At 72.2% G+C, this 14,477-nt stretch carries 13 protein-coding genes; 11 read left to right on the forward strand and 2 right to left on the reverse strand.

Translation table 11 applies throughout. The features are described 5' to 3' along the window. Positions 1-221 precede the first annotated feature (221 nt). The 5 genes from DMP15_RS13250 (at position 222) to DMP15_RS13270 (ending at position 4,531) form a co-directional block, all read left to right on the forward strand. Positions 222-689, forward strand: a complete 468-nt coding sequence (locus tag DMP15_RS13250; protein WP_073574110.1) for a hypothetical protein — start codon at positions 222-224, stop codon at positions 687-689. A 200-nt stretch (positions 690-889) separates the two neighbouring features. Next, a complete protein-coding gene (locus DMP15_RS13255) occupies positions 890-2,851 on the forward strand; it encodes a DEAD/DEAH box helicase (protein WP_083658056.1) in 1,962 nt (653 codons plus the stop codon). A gap of 467 nt (positions 2,852-3,318) precedes the next feature. Next, complete coding sequence (locus DMP15_RS13260) at positions 3,319-3,468, forward strand: hypothetical protein (RefSeq protein WP_337825959.1); 150 nt, start codon at positions 3,319-3,321, stop codon at positions 3,466-3,468. Between the two features lie 41 nt (positions 3,469-3,509). Beyond that, positions 3,510-4,064: an alpha/beta hydrolase gene (locus DMP15_RS13265; RefSeq protein WP_337825960.1), complete on the forward strand. Its 555-nt coding sequence runs from the start codon at positions 3,510-3,512 to the stop codon at positions 4,062-4,064. Between the two features lie 272 nt (positions 4,065-4,336). Further along, complete coding sequence (locus tag DMP15_RS13270; protein ID WP_073574108.1) at positions 4,337-4,531, forward strand: hypothetical protein; 195 nt, start codon at positions 4,337-4,339, stop codon at positions 4,529-4,531. An 11-nt stretch (positions 4,532-4,542) separates the two neighbouring features. On the opposite strand, the gene DMP15_RS13275 is transcribed toward DMP15_RS13270, so the two are convergent. Continuing rightward, positions 4,543-5,466, reverse strand: coding sequence for an alpha/beta fold hydrolase (locus tag DMP15_RS13275; protein WP_251784960.1), 924 nt, complete (start codon positions 5,464-5,466; stop codon positions 4,543-4,545). A gap of 98 nt (positions 5,467-5,564) precedes the next feature. Further along, positions 5,565-6,515: an SDR family oxidoreductase gene (locus DMP15_RS13280; RefSeq protein ID WP_337825961.1), complete on the reverse strand. Its 951-nt coding sequence runs from the start codon at positions 6,513-6,515 to the stop codon at positions 5,565-5,567. 333 nt (positions 6,516-6,848) lie between these two features. On the opposite strand from DMP15_RS13280, the gene DMP15_RS13285 reads away from it, so the two are divergent. The 6 genes from DMP15_RS13285 (at position 6,849) to DMP15_RS13310 (ending at position 14,467) form a co-directional block, all read left to right on the forward strand. Then, on the forward strand, positions 6,849-8,159 hold the full coding sequence (locus DMP15_RS13285) for a dienelactone hydrolase family protein (protein ID WP_337825962.1): 1,311 nt from the start codon (positions 6,849-6,851) through the stop codon (positions 8,157-8,159). A gap of 772 nt (positions 8,160-8,931) precedes the next feature. After that, positions 8,932-10,542: a peptide ABC transporter substrate-binding protein gene (locus DMP15_RS13290; RefSeq protein WP_083658127.1), complete on the forward strand. Its 1,611-nt coding sequence runs from the start codon at positions 8,932-8,934 to the stop codon at positions 10,540-10,542. A 95-nt stretch (positions 10,543-10,637) separates the two neighbouring features. After that, positions 10,638-11,564, forward strand: coding sequence for an ABC transporter permease (locus tag DMP15_RS13295; RefSeq protein ID WP_073574469.1), 927 nt, complete (start codon positions 10,638-10,640; stop codon positions 11,562-11,564). Then, positions 11,557-12,495 (forward strand): ABC transporter permease, encoded by a 939-nt coding sequence (locus DMP15_RS13300; protein ID WP_337825963.1) that lies wholly within the window; start codon positions 11,557-11,559, stop codon positions 12,493-12,495. The genes DMP15_RS13295 and DMP15_RS13300 overlap by 8 nt, the downstream gene beginning before the upstream one ends. Next, positions 12,492-13,466, forward strand: coding sequence for an ABC transporter ATP-binding protein (locus tag DMP15_RS13305; protein WP_179762471.1), 975 nt, complete (start codon positions 12,492-12,494; stop codon positions 13,464-13,466). The genes DMP15_RS13300 and DMP15_RS13305 overlap by 4 nt, the downstream gene beginning before the upstream one ends. Continuing rightward, positions 13,463-14,467, forward strand: coding sequence for an ABC transporter ATP-binding protein (locus DMP15_RS13310; protein WP_073574472.1), 1,005 nt, complete (start codon positions 13,463-13,465; stop codon positions 14,465-14,467). Before DMP15_RS13305 ends, DMP15_RS13310 begins: the two co-directional genes overlap by 4 nt. The last annotated feature ends 10 nt before the right edge of the window (positions 14,468-14,477 follow it).

Consider the following 14,477-nt stretch of genomic DNA (forward strand, 5'->3'; position numbering starts at 1 on the left):
GGAACAAGGAGGCCCCGGGTTACTGCCGGAGACGGGTGGTCGAGTCCTGGGACCGGTGCTACCAGCACCAGACCGCATGGTCGTGGGGAGTCGGCTGGTATCGGACGAGGCAGGCCGAGCGACGGCGTCAGCGCGCGGCCATGGCTCGCATTCCGCGACCGAGGGGGCCCGTTCCGGCCGGTCGGCTGACAGAACGGCAGAAGGCGGAGATCGCTCGTTCCGTGCTGACCGTCGGCTGGCAGCGGACGGTCGCCGACCAGCTCGCCACGGCGCTGAACGACGACGTATGGCGGTCCGCCCCGCGGTGGCGGGTCGGCCGAGTCGACTGTTCTGCCCTCGCCGACCTCGCGGACCAGGTGGACGACGCGAAGAATGCCGTGCACGACGCCGTCGGGACGGTGGCGGCACGAGCGGCGAAGCGCCTAGGCCGCGGCTCGCTCGAACGGGAGATTCTGGCGGCGTTCGCGCGACGAATCCCACTGCCCGGGGACGAGCAGGCGGACGCGGTCGTGCACGGGCTGCGTGTGACGGGCGTCTTCGTGTGCCTCGTCGGGAACGGTGACGTCCTCTCGTGCCCGTGCTTCCGGGCGTTGGCGAAGGACCGGACGAAAGAGGAGCTCACCGAGCTGCTGGAGCGGCGGCTAGACGAGATCGTGGCCGAATACCGAACCCGGTGGCAGCAGCCATGATCCGAGCTCTGCGAAGATCGAGGGATCGGTGATCGTCTGAGGGGGAGCTGATGGCGGACGCTCAGGCCACGGTGGCGGCCGCTCGCGACTTGGCCGCGCGCGGCACCGCCCTGCTCGGTCGGGCCGAAGAGCTTCGCGCTCGTGCCTCACACCAGTTGGACGCCCTGAAGGCGGACGAGGTTCAGCGGCGGCTCCAGGCCATGCCGGTGTCCGTGCTGAAGGAGGCGGCCGGCCGGGGCGTCCGATGGGCCGCGATCGAGCAGGCCGGGCTGCGCAGCGTCGCCGACGTGCAGAGCATGCGCCTCCTCGTCGGGGTGCCCGGCGTGGGGGAGCGGTCCGCGGAGCAGGTGACGCGCGCCGCGCGGGCCGCGGCGGTCGCGGTCCGGGCCGAGACCCGGTTCCGGTTCGATCCTGACCGCGCCACGCGGGCACAGGCCGAGCTCCTGGCCACCGTCGCCGCGTTGAGGGCCGCCGAGGAGGCGCAGACGCTCCGGCCGCACCTGGATCGGCTGCTGGACCGCACCGAGCCGCTCGCCGACCAGGCCGCGCTGCTCGGCAGCTGGTGGAAGCGGAACCTGGCCGGGCGGCGGCGGCGCGCCGAGGCCCAGCGTGCGCTCGACGACCTGGCGGGCCTCCTCGCCGAACCCTCGACGAGCGCGGTGGTCGCGGGCATCGCGGAGCACGAGCAGCGTGTGGATCCAGGCGCCTACCGGCAGCGGCAGCTGTGGGCGGACTACGGGCGGGACGCCGCGGCCGTCAACGCGCTGCTGTCCACGATGGACGACCGCGTGGACGAGGCGTCTGCGCAGGGGTTCGTGCCGGACGAGCTGCGGCAGCGGATCGTCGCCGTGCCGCTGGACACCTCGCTCCTGCGTGCGACCCTGCGCGGCTACCAGCAGTTCGGCGCCCAGTACGCCCTGCATCAGCAGCGGTCGATGCTCGGTGACGAGATGGGCCTCGGCAAGACGCTGCAGGCCCTGGCGACGATGTGTCACCTCGCCGCGAACGGGCAGCGCCAGTTCCTGGTCGTCTGCCCGGCCAGCGTGCTGGTCAACTGGCTCAAGGAGACCGAGCGGTTCACGACGCTGTCCGCGTACGTGCTGCACGGGCCCGAGCGGGAAGACGCGGGTGCCCGCTGGCTGCGGGACGGCGGGATCGGAGTGACGACGTTCGGCACCCTGGCGCGGCTGCCCGAGGCGGTGCGGGACGCCGAGACCGCCCTCCTCGTGGTCGACGAGGCGCACTACGCGAAGAACCCCGCCGCGGCACGTACCCGGGCGATCGCCGCCGCTGCGGGCCGCGCCCAGCGCGCCCTGTTCCTCACCGGCACCCCGATGGAGAACCGGGTCGAGGAGTTCCGGGCGCTCGTCGGGCACCTGCAGCCGCGGCTCGCCGCACGGATCGACGCCCGGGACGCGCTCGCCGGCGCCACGGCCTTCCGCCGCGCGGTCGCGGACGTCTACCTCCGACGCAACCAGGACGACGTCCTCGACGAGCTGCCGGAGCGCATCGAGACCGAGGCGTGGGTGCAGCTGACCGCGGACGACGCGGCGCGCTACCGGGCGGCGGTCGCCGCGGGCAACGTGATGGCGATGCGACGGGCTGCCCTGGAGTCGGCCCACTCAGCGAAACTCGAGCGGATCAAGGAGATCGTGGCCGAGGCGGCGGACGACGGGATGAAGGTCCTCGTTTTCAGCACGTTCCTCCCGGTGCTGGACCTACTGGCCCGGGAGCTGCCCGCGGTGTGCGGCCGCATCGACGGCTCGGTTGCGCCTGCAGCGCGCCAGGAGCTCGTTCAGGACTTCGCCGACCGCGCGGACCACGCCGTCCTGCTCAGCCAGATCGAGGCCGGCGGGGTGGGCCTGAACATCCAGGCCGCGTCCGTCGTCGTTCTGGCAGAGCCGCACTGGAAGCCGAGCGTGGAGGAGCAGGCGATCGCGCGCGCCCACCGGATGGGCCAGGTCCGGCCCGTCCATGTACACCGCGTCCTGGCCAAGGACTCCATCGACGAGCGGATCGTCGAGATCCAGCAGGGCAAGACCCAGCTGTTCGACGCCTTCGCTCGGCGCAGCGAGGCCAAGGAGCGCGACGATCGTGCGATCGACCCCGGCTCAGTGGAACGGCAGGTCGTAGCCGCTGAGCGCGAGCGTCTGAGGCTGTAGATGGTGACCGGTAGTCGTCCGGTCGATCAGGTCCGCCAAGAGAGCCTCCGCTTCATCGAGCGGGCGAGGCCGCTCAGCGTGGCCATCTCCGCAAGCGAACGTCCTTCAGGGGAGGGCGGCCGCCGAATGGGCACGCAGTATGACCCGGAGCCCCCGTTCGACGCCGGCACCCGGACACGGCGCCCCCGGAGGTGCTGGCCCGAGTGCGGGAGGCCCAGGGGGACCTCACCGCGCGCCGGGCCGCGGAGCGTCTCGGTGTCCGGCCCGTCCCGGCGGCCGGGGCTGAACCGCGCCCGGTCGCGGAAACCCGCTGGCCGCCATCCGCGGCCCGCACTACCGTTCTCGTAGCCGTGCACCGAACCGAGGAGGTGGGACCCGTGACCGCAGCAGACAGCCGGGTGCCCCCCTCCGGGGACACGGCCGGGCGGTAGGTCGCCCGGGAGCGCCCTCTCCCGAAGGGCACGACCATGCGACTTCTCACCGAACAGCGCCACGACGACCTGGTCGAGACGGCGTTCTCCCTCGACGACGACCCCGGCATCCTCTGGACGCCGACCACCCCGGCCGCAGCGACCACCCCGTCCCGCTGGTCCTCCTTGGCCACCCCGGCGGCCTGAGCCGGACGCACCCCCGGCTGCTCGCCCCGGCCCGATCCTGCGTGGCGGCCGGATTCGCCGCGGCGACCCTCGAACTGCCGGGAACCGGTGAGCGGCCCCGCCACCCCGACGCCGACCGGGCCCGGGTCGACCTGCGACGCGCGGTACGGGCCGGTGTGCCGGTGCCCGACGACGTCGTCGACCGGCTCGTCCTCCCGTTGGTCGAGCAGGCGGCCCCGGAGTGGCGGGCCGCGCTGGACGCGCTGCTCGCCCGGCCGGACCTGTGCGGGCCGGTCGCCTGGTCGGGCGGGATCATCTCGCTCGGCGTCCGGATGGCCGTGGTCGAGCCGCGCATCGCGGCCGCGGTCCTGTTCGCCGGGAGCTACGTGACCCGCGCGATCGTCGAGGAGGCCCGGACGGTCACCGTCCCGCTGCTGGTGCTGCTGCAGTGGGACGACGAGGGCAACGACCGGCAGCAGGCACTAGGCCTGTTCGACGCCCTCGGCAGCCGCGAGAGGACGCTGCACGCCAACACCGGTGGGCACACCGGCGTCCCCGCCTTCGAGGGCGACGACGCCGCCCGGTTCCTCACCCGGCACCTGAGACCCGGCGCCTGAGGTGAGTGGTCAGCCGACCTCGCTCGGGACCGGCCGCGGGAACCGACGGGCCGACACCCGGCACAACCTGGTGCTCTGCCCCGACGTGTCGGTGCTCGCCGTCGTACCGGGCCGCGGCGACGTCGTCCGGCTCACCGGCACCGCCCGGGTCGACGTGGACCCGGGGCTGCTCGCGACGATGGCACTGCGCGACACGGCGCCCGACGCGGCCGTCGTGCTGGGAAGCCGGGAGCGCCGAGCTCGTGCGGTGCCCCGGCCCCGCACCGGAACCGGTGCGGCTGGCCGTGCGCGGCTGGCTGTCGTTCCTCGTCGCCGTCTGCCTGGACTGGCTGGAGAACCCCGTCCTGGACCGGACCGCGGTCCGCGAGCTCTGTGCGGACACGCTGACCGGGGCGCTCGGTGCGAGCGGCCACGGGGCGCCGCCCACCGCGCCGGACCCGGACCTCCGCGCCGCGCCCCCCGACTAGTACGTGCCGGGTCAGCCGACCCGGGGGATCCCCAGGATCCGGCGGCGCAGCGCGTCCCGGTCGCCCTCGGCCGGTGCGGTCCCGTCGACGAAGTCCCGCAGCAGCCCCACGAACCGGTCCGGCTGCTCGGCGTGCGGGAAGTGCCCCGCACCGTCGAAGACCTCCAGCCGGCTGTCGGGCAGCCGGTCGTGCGCGGCGAGGGTGTGGGCGAGCGGGATGACCCGGTCGCGGTTCCCCCCGACCAGGAGCACGGGCACCTCCTCGAGCAGGTGCAGGCGTTGCGCCCCGTCGAGGCGCTGGCCGGACGGCTCCAGCGCACCCCGCGCGGTCTGGACGAACGCGCCGCGGGTGCCGCGGTCGGCGAAGGTCTCCAGCGCGGTGTGCACACCGTCGATGTCCGAGCGCGGTGCGGCCCCGACCCGGTGGGCCAGCCGGTGCGCGGCGCGGCGCATCCACGGCGGGGTCAGCGACGCCGCCGAGCGGAGCACCAGCTCGGTGCCCGGCAGGCTCGCCGCGCGCAGCGCGAGGGTCAGGTCGTGGCCGAGGCCGCCGGAGGACACGAGCACGACCCGCTCGGTGAACTCGGGGAACTGGTGCGCGAACTGCATCGCGATGCCGCCACCGAACGAGTGCCCCACGATCGTCGCCCGCTCGACGTCGAGCGCGGCCAGCAGGTCCCGCAGCCCGGTCGCGTACCCGCCGAGGGAGTAGTCGCCGCTGCGCGGGGCCTCGCTGGCGCCGTGGCCGAGCAGATCCGGCGCGATCACGTGCAGCCCGCCGCCCAGCGCGTCGAACACCGGGGCCCAGGTGCGTGAGCTCGCGGCGAGACCGTGCACGAGCAGGACCGTCGGGCCCTCGCCGCGGCCGGTCTCGCGGTAGCTCACACGCTGTCCGTGCAGCAGGATCTCGCGCTCCTGGGGGGACTGGTCCGCCACTGGGCACCTCCGTACGTCGACGTCTCCATGATCCCCTCCGGACGGGCCCCCGGCGGTGGGGTCCGCCGGTGTCCTGGAGGCGTCGGCGAGGGGGGCTGTCAGGGGGTGGCCGCGCCGTCGAACGACACCCCGGCCCGCTGCTGAGACAGCTCCCACACCCGGCGGGCGGCGTCGGCGTCGCGCAGTGGGCGGTAGAGCTCCTGCTCGGCGGGTGGTCCGCCCACCCGGCCGGGCCCCTTCGGCCCGTAGAACACGGCGTGCCCGGCGTCCGGTGCGGTCGCGGCGAGCAGCGCGGGCAGCCCCGCCGAGTCGGCGGTCCCGACCAGCAGACCGGCCCGGGACAGCGCCCCGATCACCCGTCGACCGGCGGACCGCCGTTCCCGGCCGAGATCGGGCCGAGCGTTCAGGAGGTTGGTCGGCGCGACTCCCGGGTGCGACAGGTTCGCGGTGATGCCCCAGCCCGCGGCGCGGCTGCGCCGGTCCAGCTCCAGGCCGAACAGCCCGAACGCGATCTTCGAGTGCCGGTAGGCGGCCATGCCGTCGTAGGACCGCTCGGAGTCCGGGTCGTCCCACAGCACCGTGCCGCGGGCCGCGGCGACGCTGATCTGGCAGACCACCCGGGCGCGGCCCTCGCGCAGCAGCGGCAGCAGGTGCGCGACGAGCGCGACGTGACCGAGGTGGTTGGTGCCGAACTGCAGCTCGAACCCGTCGGCGGTGGTGCGCCGCTCCGGCGGGGTCATCACGCCGGCGTTGTTGATCAGCAGGTGGACGGGGCGTCCCTCCGCGCGCAGGGTCTCCCCGAGCGCGGCGACCGAGGACAGCGAGGACAGGTCGAGCTCGCGCAGCGAGACGGCGGCACCGGGGTGCCGGTCGCGGATCCGGTCGGCGGCGGCGGCGCCCTTCGCGGCGTTGCGGACGGGCAGCACGACCTCGGCACCGGCGGCGGCGAGCCGGTCGGCGATGCCGAGCCCGACGCCGTCGCTGCCGCCGGTGACGACGGCGCGGCGCCCGGTCAGGTCGGGGAGGGTGAGGTCAGGGGTGCGTGGCATGGGGTCCAGCCTGGCCGGGTCGCGGCGCGGTATCCACGGATCGTCGATCCGTGGTTGCGGGCGCGGCGCGCGCGGTAGGACCGTCGGGAAGCCGCGGTCGCTGTCGGTGGCCGGGGACCGCGCGACACCGCGCTGCGGCCCCGGCCGTTCGCAGCCGCGAACGTCGGCAGACCTCCTCCGGGGTGCTGCGCGGACCCGCCGTACCCCGTTGTCACCTGCGGCAACACCTGTGGCGACAGGAGTCACACGTTAGGTGTGTGATCATGTCCCCCGATCGACGTGATACCGGCAACGTCGGTTGCAGAGGGTCCCTGCCTCGGTAGCGTTCGGACCGTGTCCACTCCGATCAGCCCGCGCAGTCGTCGTCGCGTCCTGCTCCCCGTCGCGAGGACGGCGACGTCGCTGTTCGTCGTCGGCGCGGTCGCCGCGGCCGGGTGCGTGGGCGCGGTGGGGGCCACGGCGACGCCGGTCGCACACGCCGCCTCCACGTCGGTCCCGGCGGCGGGCCTGTCCGTCGCGGCGACGGTGACCATCGACGGCACGCAGTACCCGAACCCGCTGCGCCTGCTCGACGGCACCGGGGTCACCGACGTGGCCCGGTGGGAGGGCACCCGGCGCGCGGAGCTGCTCACGGCATTCCGCGAGAACGTCTACGGGCAGCCGTTGCCCAGGCCGACGAAGCAGACCGCCGACGTGCAGACCACCGAGGACGGCGACGTGGTCAGCAAGAAGGTCACGATCGGCATCACCGGTCCGGAGGGCACCGGGTCCTTCCCACTGCGGCTGTTCGTGCCGAAGGGCCAGACCCCGCGCGGCACCTTCCTGATGATCGACCACCGAGGCTCGGTCTCCGACGACCCGGGGCAGTCCTCGGACTACGCACCGGTCTCGACGATCACGAAGGCCGGGTACGCCTTCGCCCAGATCGACGCCAACGACATCGCCCCGGACGACAGCGGCAGCTACCGCAGCAAGATGATCAACCTGTTCCACCCGTCCGGGAGCGACCTGCCCGACGACGCCGGCCGGGCCGTCGCCGCCTGGGCCTGGGGCGCGAGCCGGGCGATGGACTATCTCCAGACCGACAAGGACATCGACCCGTCGAAGATCGCGGTCATCGGGCACTCCCGCAGCGGCAAGGCCGCGCTCTGGGCCGGCGCCCAGGACCCGCGCTTCGCCGCGGTCATCTCCAACAACTCGGGGTCGACCGGCGCGAAGCTCGCCCGCCGCGGCGACGGGGGAGTGGGCGCCGAGACGGTGTCGCGGGTCAACAGCTCCTTCCCGTACTGGTTCCCGAAGACCTACCAGGCCTACGGGGACAAGGTCGACGAGCTGCCCGTCGACCAGCACGAGCTGATGGGGCTGGTCGCGCCGCGCAGGCTGGTGATCGCCAGCGCCAGCGACGACTCCAACGCCGACCCGGAGGGCGAGTTCCTCGCCTACGAGGCGGCGAGCGAGATCTACGACCTGTACGGCCTCGGCGACAACGGACTGGGCACGACGGGCTGGAAGCCCGCCACCGACACGGCCTTCTCCGGGCCGGCGATGAGCTACCACCTGCGTTCCGGTGGGCACGGCCTCAAGGCGGCCGACTGGAACATCTACCTGAAGGGCGATCTGTTCACGCAGGCGTCGCCGCGCTGACCGCCCATGATTGGTACGCCCGTACGTGAATGTCGTTTCAGGCGATCTTCCTGGAATGCACACGTCGAGCGTTTGACGTCCCGGAGAAGTGTGTCGCCGTCCCCGGAGGCGGGGACGGTCGGTCCGCGATCCCGCGGTCCCGCAGGTGGAGCGCACGCCGGCGGTGTCCGCGCCCCGTTTCCGATGCGATTCCGGTGCATTCTTCAGAGTTACCGGAAAACGGGTCCGTGCGCTGTCGGATTCGGTGTCCCGGGCTCGGTGGTTGTCGTCGCGATAACGACGGACATTCCGCGGGAAGACAGGCGGAGAATGCGCGCGGACGGTGGTTTCCTGCGCGACGGGTGGTCCCGCGTCGTGGCGATCGGGTTCCACGACGTGGGACGGTGCCCGACTCGCCGTCCGGTGTCGGTGCGTTTCCGTGAGGTGCCGTCGCTGCTCACGGGCTCGGACTGACTCGTAGATGTGGCACTCGTCACATACTCGACCGACTAATTGCGATGCGCAATGCAATGTTGCGTAGCGGAAGAATGCACCGGAATGCGTCCGACCTGCGCCGATGTGTTTTCCGTGAGGATCGGGCCGGACGGGACGTCGCGATCCGCTCACCGACCGTCGCGCGCAATTCCGTGTTGCTCGGCGCAATGGCGGCGGGCGCAATGGATTCGTAACCGGAGAACCGCGATGCTGTGGTTACCGTGCGACCCACCACCGAACCGCACCGGCCGCCTGCACACCACGCGGGGAGCGGCCGTCCCGGACAGACAGGACTCTGATGCGATCACCTCGAGTCGCGGCGCTGCTCGCGCTCTCCCTGACCTCCGCGCTGGTGCTCAGCGCCTGTGGCGGCGGGGGAGGCGGCACCACGGGCGACGCCCAGGGCGCCCCCACGATCTCGGTCTACGGCACCGAGCCGGAGAACGCCCTGCTGCCGGGTAACACCCGTGAGGTCGGCGGTAGCAAGATCCTGGATGCGCTGTGGTCCGGCCTGGTCGACTACAACCAGCAGGGCGAGCCGGAGAACAAGGTCGCCGAGTCCATCGAGTCCCCCGACTCGCAGAACTGGACGATCCGCCTGAAGGAGGGCTGGACCTTCCACGACGGCACGCCCGTCACGGCGAAGAGCTTCGTCGACGCGTGGAACTACGTGGCCCTGAAGACCAACGCGCAGTCCAGCTCGGAGTTCTTCTCCAACATCGCCGGGTTCGACCAGGTCAACCCGGACGAGGGTGAGCCCACGGCGCAGGCGATGTCAGGTCTGCAGGTCGTCGACGACCGTACCTTCACCGTCGCGCTGACCGCGCCGTCGCCGATCTTCGTGAACACCCTCGGCGACGTGGCGTTCTACCCGATGCCCGAGTCGTTCTTCGCCGACCCGGCCGCGTTCGAGGCGAACCCCGTCGGCAACGGCCCGTTCCGCTTCGAGGCCCGCGTCCCCGATCAGAACGTGACCGTGACCCGCTACGAGCAGTGGGGCGGCGAGCAGCCGGTCTCCGTCGGCGGCGTCGAGTTCCGCTTCTACGCCGACAGCGAGGCCGCCTACCAGGACGTCGTCAGCGGCAACCTGGACTTCCTCGAGTCGATCCCGGGCTCGTTCCTGATCGACAACCTGTACCAGCAGGACCTGGCCGACCGGAACGGCAACCAGCCCTACGCCGGCATCAACACGATGACCTTCCCGATCTACGACCAGCGCTACGCCGACCCGCAGCTGCGGCAGGCGATCTCCATGGCCGTCGACCGGCAGGCGATCATCGACAACGTCTACAACGGACTCGTCCAGCCGGCCACCGGGTTCATCCCGGAGGGCGTGCCCGGCAAGGTCGACGACCAGTGCGGCGAGCTGTGCACCTTCTCCCCGGAGCGGGCCAAGCAGCAGTTCGACGCCTCCGGCTTCACCGGCCCGATCGAGCTGATCTCGAACGTCGACTCGGCGATCAACCGCGAATGGATGCAGGCCGCCTGCGTCAGCATCAGCAACACCCTCGGCGTGCCCTGCAACTTCGTCCCGGTCCCGACCTTCTCGGAGTTCCTGGACCAGCGCCGGGCCGAGAACCTGACCGGGATCTTCCGCTCCGGCTGGGTCGCCTCGACCCCGACGATGGAGTACGTGCTGCGCCCGCAGTACACGACGGGAGCGGCGAACAACAACAGCGGCTACACCAACCCGCGCTTCGACGCCCTGGTGAACCAGGGTTCGACCGCGGCCACCGCCGAGGAGGCCTACGCGCTGTGGGCCGAGGCCGAGCGCGTCCTCATCCAGGACATGCCCGCCGTCGCGATCAACGACCAGTCCGCGCAGTTCGGCTGGTCGCCGCGTCTGCAGAACGTCGAGCTGACCTACGGTCGTGAGCTGGACCTGGAGAGCGTGACCGTCCAGGAGTGACGCCGTCCCACCACCACACCGGCGGCCGGGCGACCCCCGGCCGCCGGTGCACGTGCCCGGCGCGAACCGCCGGACCCCGAACCCGGAGGTGACCCGTGGGGCGCTATGTCCTGCGACGACTCCTGCAACTCGTGCCGGTGTTCCTCGGCACCACGTTCCTCATCTACTTCATGGTCTGGGCGCTGCCCGGCGACCCGCTCGCCGGCAAGTGCGGTGACCAGGCCTGCCCGCCCGCGTTCATCGAGCGCATGCGCGAGGAGTACGGGCTCGACCAGTCGATCTTCGTCCAGTACGTCACGTACCTGGGCAACCTGCTGCAGGGCGACTTCGGCGAGAACTTCCGCGGCCAGGAGGTCGCGACGCTGATCGCGAACGCCTACCCGGTCACGATCAAGCTCGCGGTCGTCGCGCTGGTCATCCAGGCGATCATCGGCCTGACCGCGGGCGTGCTCACCGGGCTGCGGCCCGGCGGGTTCCTCGACAACGTCGTGCTCACCGCGACGCTGTTCCTGGTCGCCGTGCCGGTCTTCGTGACCGGCTACGTGCTGCAGTCGGTCCTCGGGCTGCGGCTGGGCCTGATCCCGCCGACGGTCCCGGCGGACCCGGGGTTCCTGGACCTCGTCGTGCCCGGCTACGTGCTCGGCAGCCTGTCGCTGGCCTACGTGGCCCGGCTGACCCGGACGTCGATCGCGGAGAACCTGCGGGCCGACTACGTCCGTACGGCGACCGCGAAGGGCCTGACCCGGCGTCGCGTCGTCGGGGTCCACCTGACCCGCAACTCGGCGATCCCGGTGATCACCTTCCTCGGCGCGGACTTCGGCACGCTCATGGGCGGAGCGATCGTCACCGAGGGCATCTTCAACATCCGCGGGATCGGTGGGCTCATCTTCGGCTCCATCCAACGGCTCGACGGGGTGGTCGTCACCGGCGTCGTCGTCCTGCTGGTGATCGTCTACCTGCTCGCGAATCTCGTCGTGGACGTCACCTACGCGCTGCTCGACCCGAGGATCCGCCTTGACTGACCCCACCACCGCCACCGCCGACAAGCCCGTCGCCGCCGCCGGCCGCGCCGAGGCGACGGCCCGCACCCGCAGCCTCAGCGGCGACGCCTGGCACGACCTGCGTCGTCGCCCGCTGTTCCTCGTCGCGGCGGGCCTCATCACGTTCCTGCTGGTCATGGCCGCGTTCCCGCAGCTGTTCACCTCGGTCGACCCCACCCTCGGTAACCTGTCCCGGGCCCGCGAGGACCCGTCGGCCCAGGCCTGGTTCGGCTACGACCACCTCGGCCGTGACGTCTACGCGCGCACCGTCTACGGGACCCGCGTCTCGATCGTCGTCGGGGTGCTGGCGACGACGGCGGTCGTGGGAGTCGGCGCCGTCATGGGCCTGATCGCCGGGTTCGCCGGCGGCTGGGTCGACTCGCTGCTCGCCCGCGTCGCCGACGTCTTCTTCGGCGTGCCGTTCATCCTCGGCGCGATCGTCGTGCTCTCCACCTTCCGGGCGTCGGTCGGGCAGAGCGTGATCGGCATCAGCGGCCTGGTGATCGGCACGATCGGGCTGCTGTCCTGGCCGATCGTCATGCGGATCATGCGGTCCGCCGCGATCGCCGCCCGCAACCAGGACTACGTCAAGGCCGCCCGCGCGCTCGGTGCGAGCCCGTGGCGGATCATCCGGCGGCACATGCTGCCCAACACCATCGCCCCGGTGATGGTGTACGCGACGATCGCGCTCGGTGCGTTCATCGGGGCCGAGGCCACGCTGTCGTTCCTCGGCGTCGGCCTGCGCGACCCCGTCGTCTCGTGGGGCGTGATGATCAGCGAGGCGCAGAGCTATCTGCGGACCTCGCCGCACCTGCTCCTGTTCCCCGGCGCGTTCCTCGTCGTCACCGTGCTGGCCTTCGTGCTGCTCGGCGACGCCGTGCGCGACGCGTTCGACCCGAAGGGCCGGTCATGACCCCGCTGCTCGAGGTGGAGGGCCTGCACGTCGAGTTCGGCACCCGCGACGGCGTCGCCCGGGTGCTGAACGGCGTCGGCTACCAGGTGCACGCGGGGGAGACCCTCGCCGTCCTGGGGGAGTCGGGGTCGGGGAAGTCGGTCACCGCGAACACGGTGATGGGCATCCTGCCGACCCCGCCCGCGACCGTCACCGCGGGCTCGGTCCGCTACCGCGGCGAGGAGCTGCTCACCGCGACCGAGGAACGGCGCCGCGAGCTGCGCGGCGAGAACGTCGCGATGATCTTCCAGGACGCGCTGTCGGCGTTGAACCCGGTGTTCACCGTCGGGTTCCAGATCGGGGAGCAGCTGCGGACGCGGCGTGGGATGAGCAAGCGCGACGCGCGGGCCCGCGCCGTCGAGCTGCTCGACCTCGTCGGGATCCCCGGGGCGGCGCAGCGGGTCACGAACTTCCCGCACGAGTTCTCCGGCGGGATGCGCCAGCGCGTCATGATCGCGATGTCGCTGGCGCTGGACCCGGACGTGCTCATCGCCGACGAGCCGACGACCGCGCTCGACGTCACCGTGCAGGCCCAGATCATGGACCTGCTCGCCGAGATCCAGCGCGAACGGGAGATGGGACTGGTCCTCATCACCCACGACCTCGGCGTCGTCGCGGAGGTCGCCGACCGGATCGCGGTGATGTACGCGGGCCGCATCGTCGAGCAGGGCGACGTGCACCAGCTCTTCGCGAACCCGGCCCACCCGTACACCGAGGCGCTGCTCGCGTCGATCCCGCGGCTCGACAGCAAGGGCACCGAGCTGCGCGCGATCACCGGGCTCCCGCCGACGCTCACCGCCATCCCCGACGGCTGCCCGTTCCACCCGCGCTGCCCGCGCGCGGTGGAGCGCTGCCTCGGCACCGACCCGCCGCTGATCCCGCTGCCCGGAGCGCGGGCGTCGGCGTGCCTGTTCGCGGAGGACCTCGTATGAGCGAGCCCGTTCTCGAGGTCGACGACCTCGTCAAGCACTTCCCGGTGAAGGTCGGCGCGGTCGTCAAGCGCACCGTCGGCCACGTGCGCGCCGTAGACGGCGTCTCGTTCGCGCTGAACAAGGGCGAGACGCTGGGCATCGTCGGCGAGTCCGGCTGCGGGAAGTCGACCCTGGCCCAGGTGCTGATGCGGCTGGAGCCGCCGACGTCGGGCTCGGTGCGCTTCCACGGCGAGGACATCTTCGCCCGCCGCGGAGCGGAGCTGCGGGCGCTGCGCCGGCAGATGCAGATCGTGCTGCAGGACCCGTACACGTCGCTGAACCCGCGGATGACGGTCGCCGACATCGTCGGGGAGCCGTTCGAGATCCACCCCGAGGTCGCGCCGAAGGGGGAGCGACGGGCGAAGGTGCAGGAGCTGCTCGACGTCGTCGGGCTCAACCCCGACTTCGTCAACCGCTACCCGCACCAGTTCTCCGGCGGGCAGCGGCAGCGCATCGGGATCGCCCGCGCGCTCGCGCTGCGCCCGGAGATCATCGTGTGCGACGAGCCGGTGTCCGCGCTCGACGTGTCCATCCAGGCGCAGGTGATGAACCTGCTCGGGAACCTGCAGCGCGAGTTCGGGTTGTCCTACATCTTCATCGCCCACGACCTGTCCGTCGTGCGGCACCTGTCGGACCGGGTCGGCGTGATGTACCTGGGCAAGATGGTGGAGCTCGGGACCGAGCAGGAGATCTACACCCGGGCGTCGCACCCGTACACCCAGGCGCTGCTCTCCGCGGTGCCGGTGCCCGACCCGTCGGTCCGGGAGGGGCGCACGCGGATCCGGCTCACCGGTGACGTCCCGAGCCCGGTGGACCCGCCGAGCGGCTGCCGGTTCCGGACGCGCTGCTGGAAGGCCACCGACATCTGCGCGACCGAGGAGCCGCCCCTGGTGACGCGGCCGGGTGGGCACCATCCGAGCGCGTGCCACCACGCCAGCGAGGAGTACCTGCTGCCGACCTGAGACACCGAAC

The organism is Pseudonocardia sp. UM4_GMWB1 (assembly GCF_017312155.1).
Classification (GTDB): domain Bacteria; phylum Actinomycetota; class Actinomycetes; order Mycobacteriales; family Pseudonocardiaceae; genus Pseudonocardia; species Pseudonocardia alni.

Bases quoted from the DNA above. Each gene is read 5' to 3' on its own strand.
- DMP15_RS13255 (WP_083658056.1), top strand. From the start codon at position 890: ATGCCGGTGTCCGTGCTGAAGGAGGCGGCCGGCCGGGGCGTCCGATGG.
- DMP15_RS13260 (WP_337825959.1), top strand. From the start codon at position 3,319: ATGCGACTTCTCACCGAACAGCGCCACGACGACCTGGTCGAGACGGCG.
- DMP15_RS13280 (WP_337825961.1), bottom strand. From the start codon at position 6,515: ATGCCACGCACCCCTGACCTCACCCTCCCCGACCTGACCGGGCGCCGC.
- DMP15_RS13290 (WP_083658127.1), top strand. From the start codon at position 8,932: ATGCGATCACCTCGAGTCGCGGCGCTGCTCGCGCTCTCCCTGACCTCC.
- DMP15_RS13305 (WP_179762471.1), top strand. From the start codon at position 12,492: ATGACCCCGCTGCTCGAGGTGGAGGGCCTGCACGTCGAGTTCGGCACC.
- DMP15_RS13310 (WP_073574472.1), top strand. From the start codon at position 13,463: ATGAGCGAGCCCGTTCTCGAGGTCGACGACCTCGTCAAGCACTTCCCG.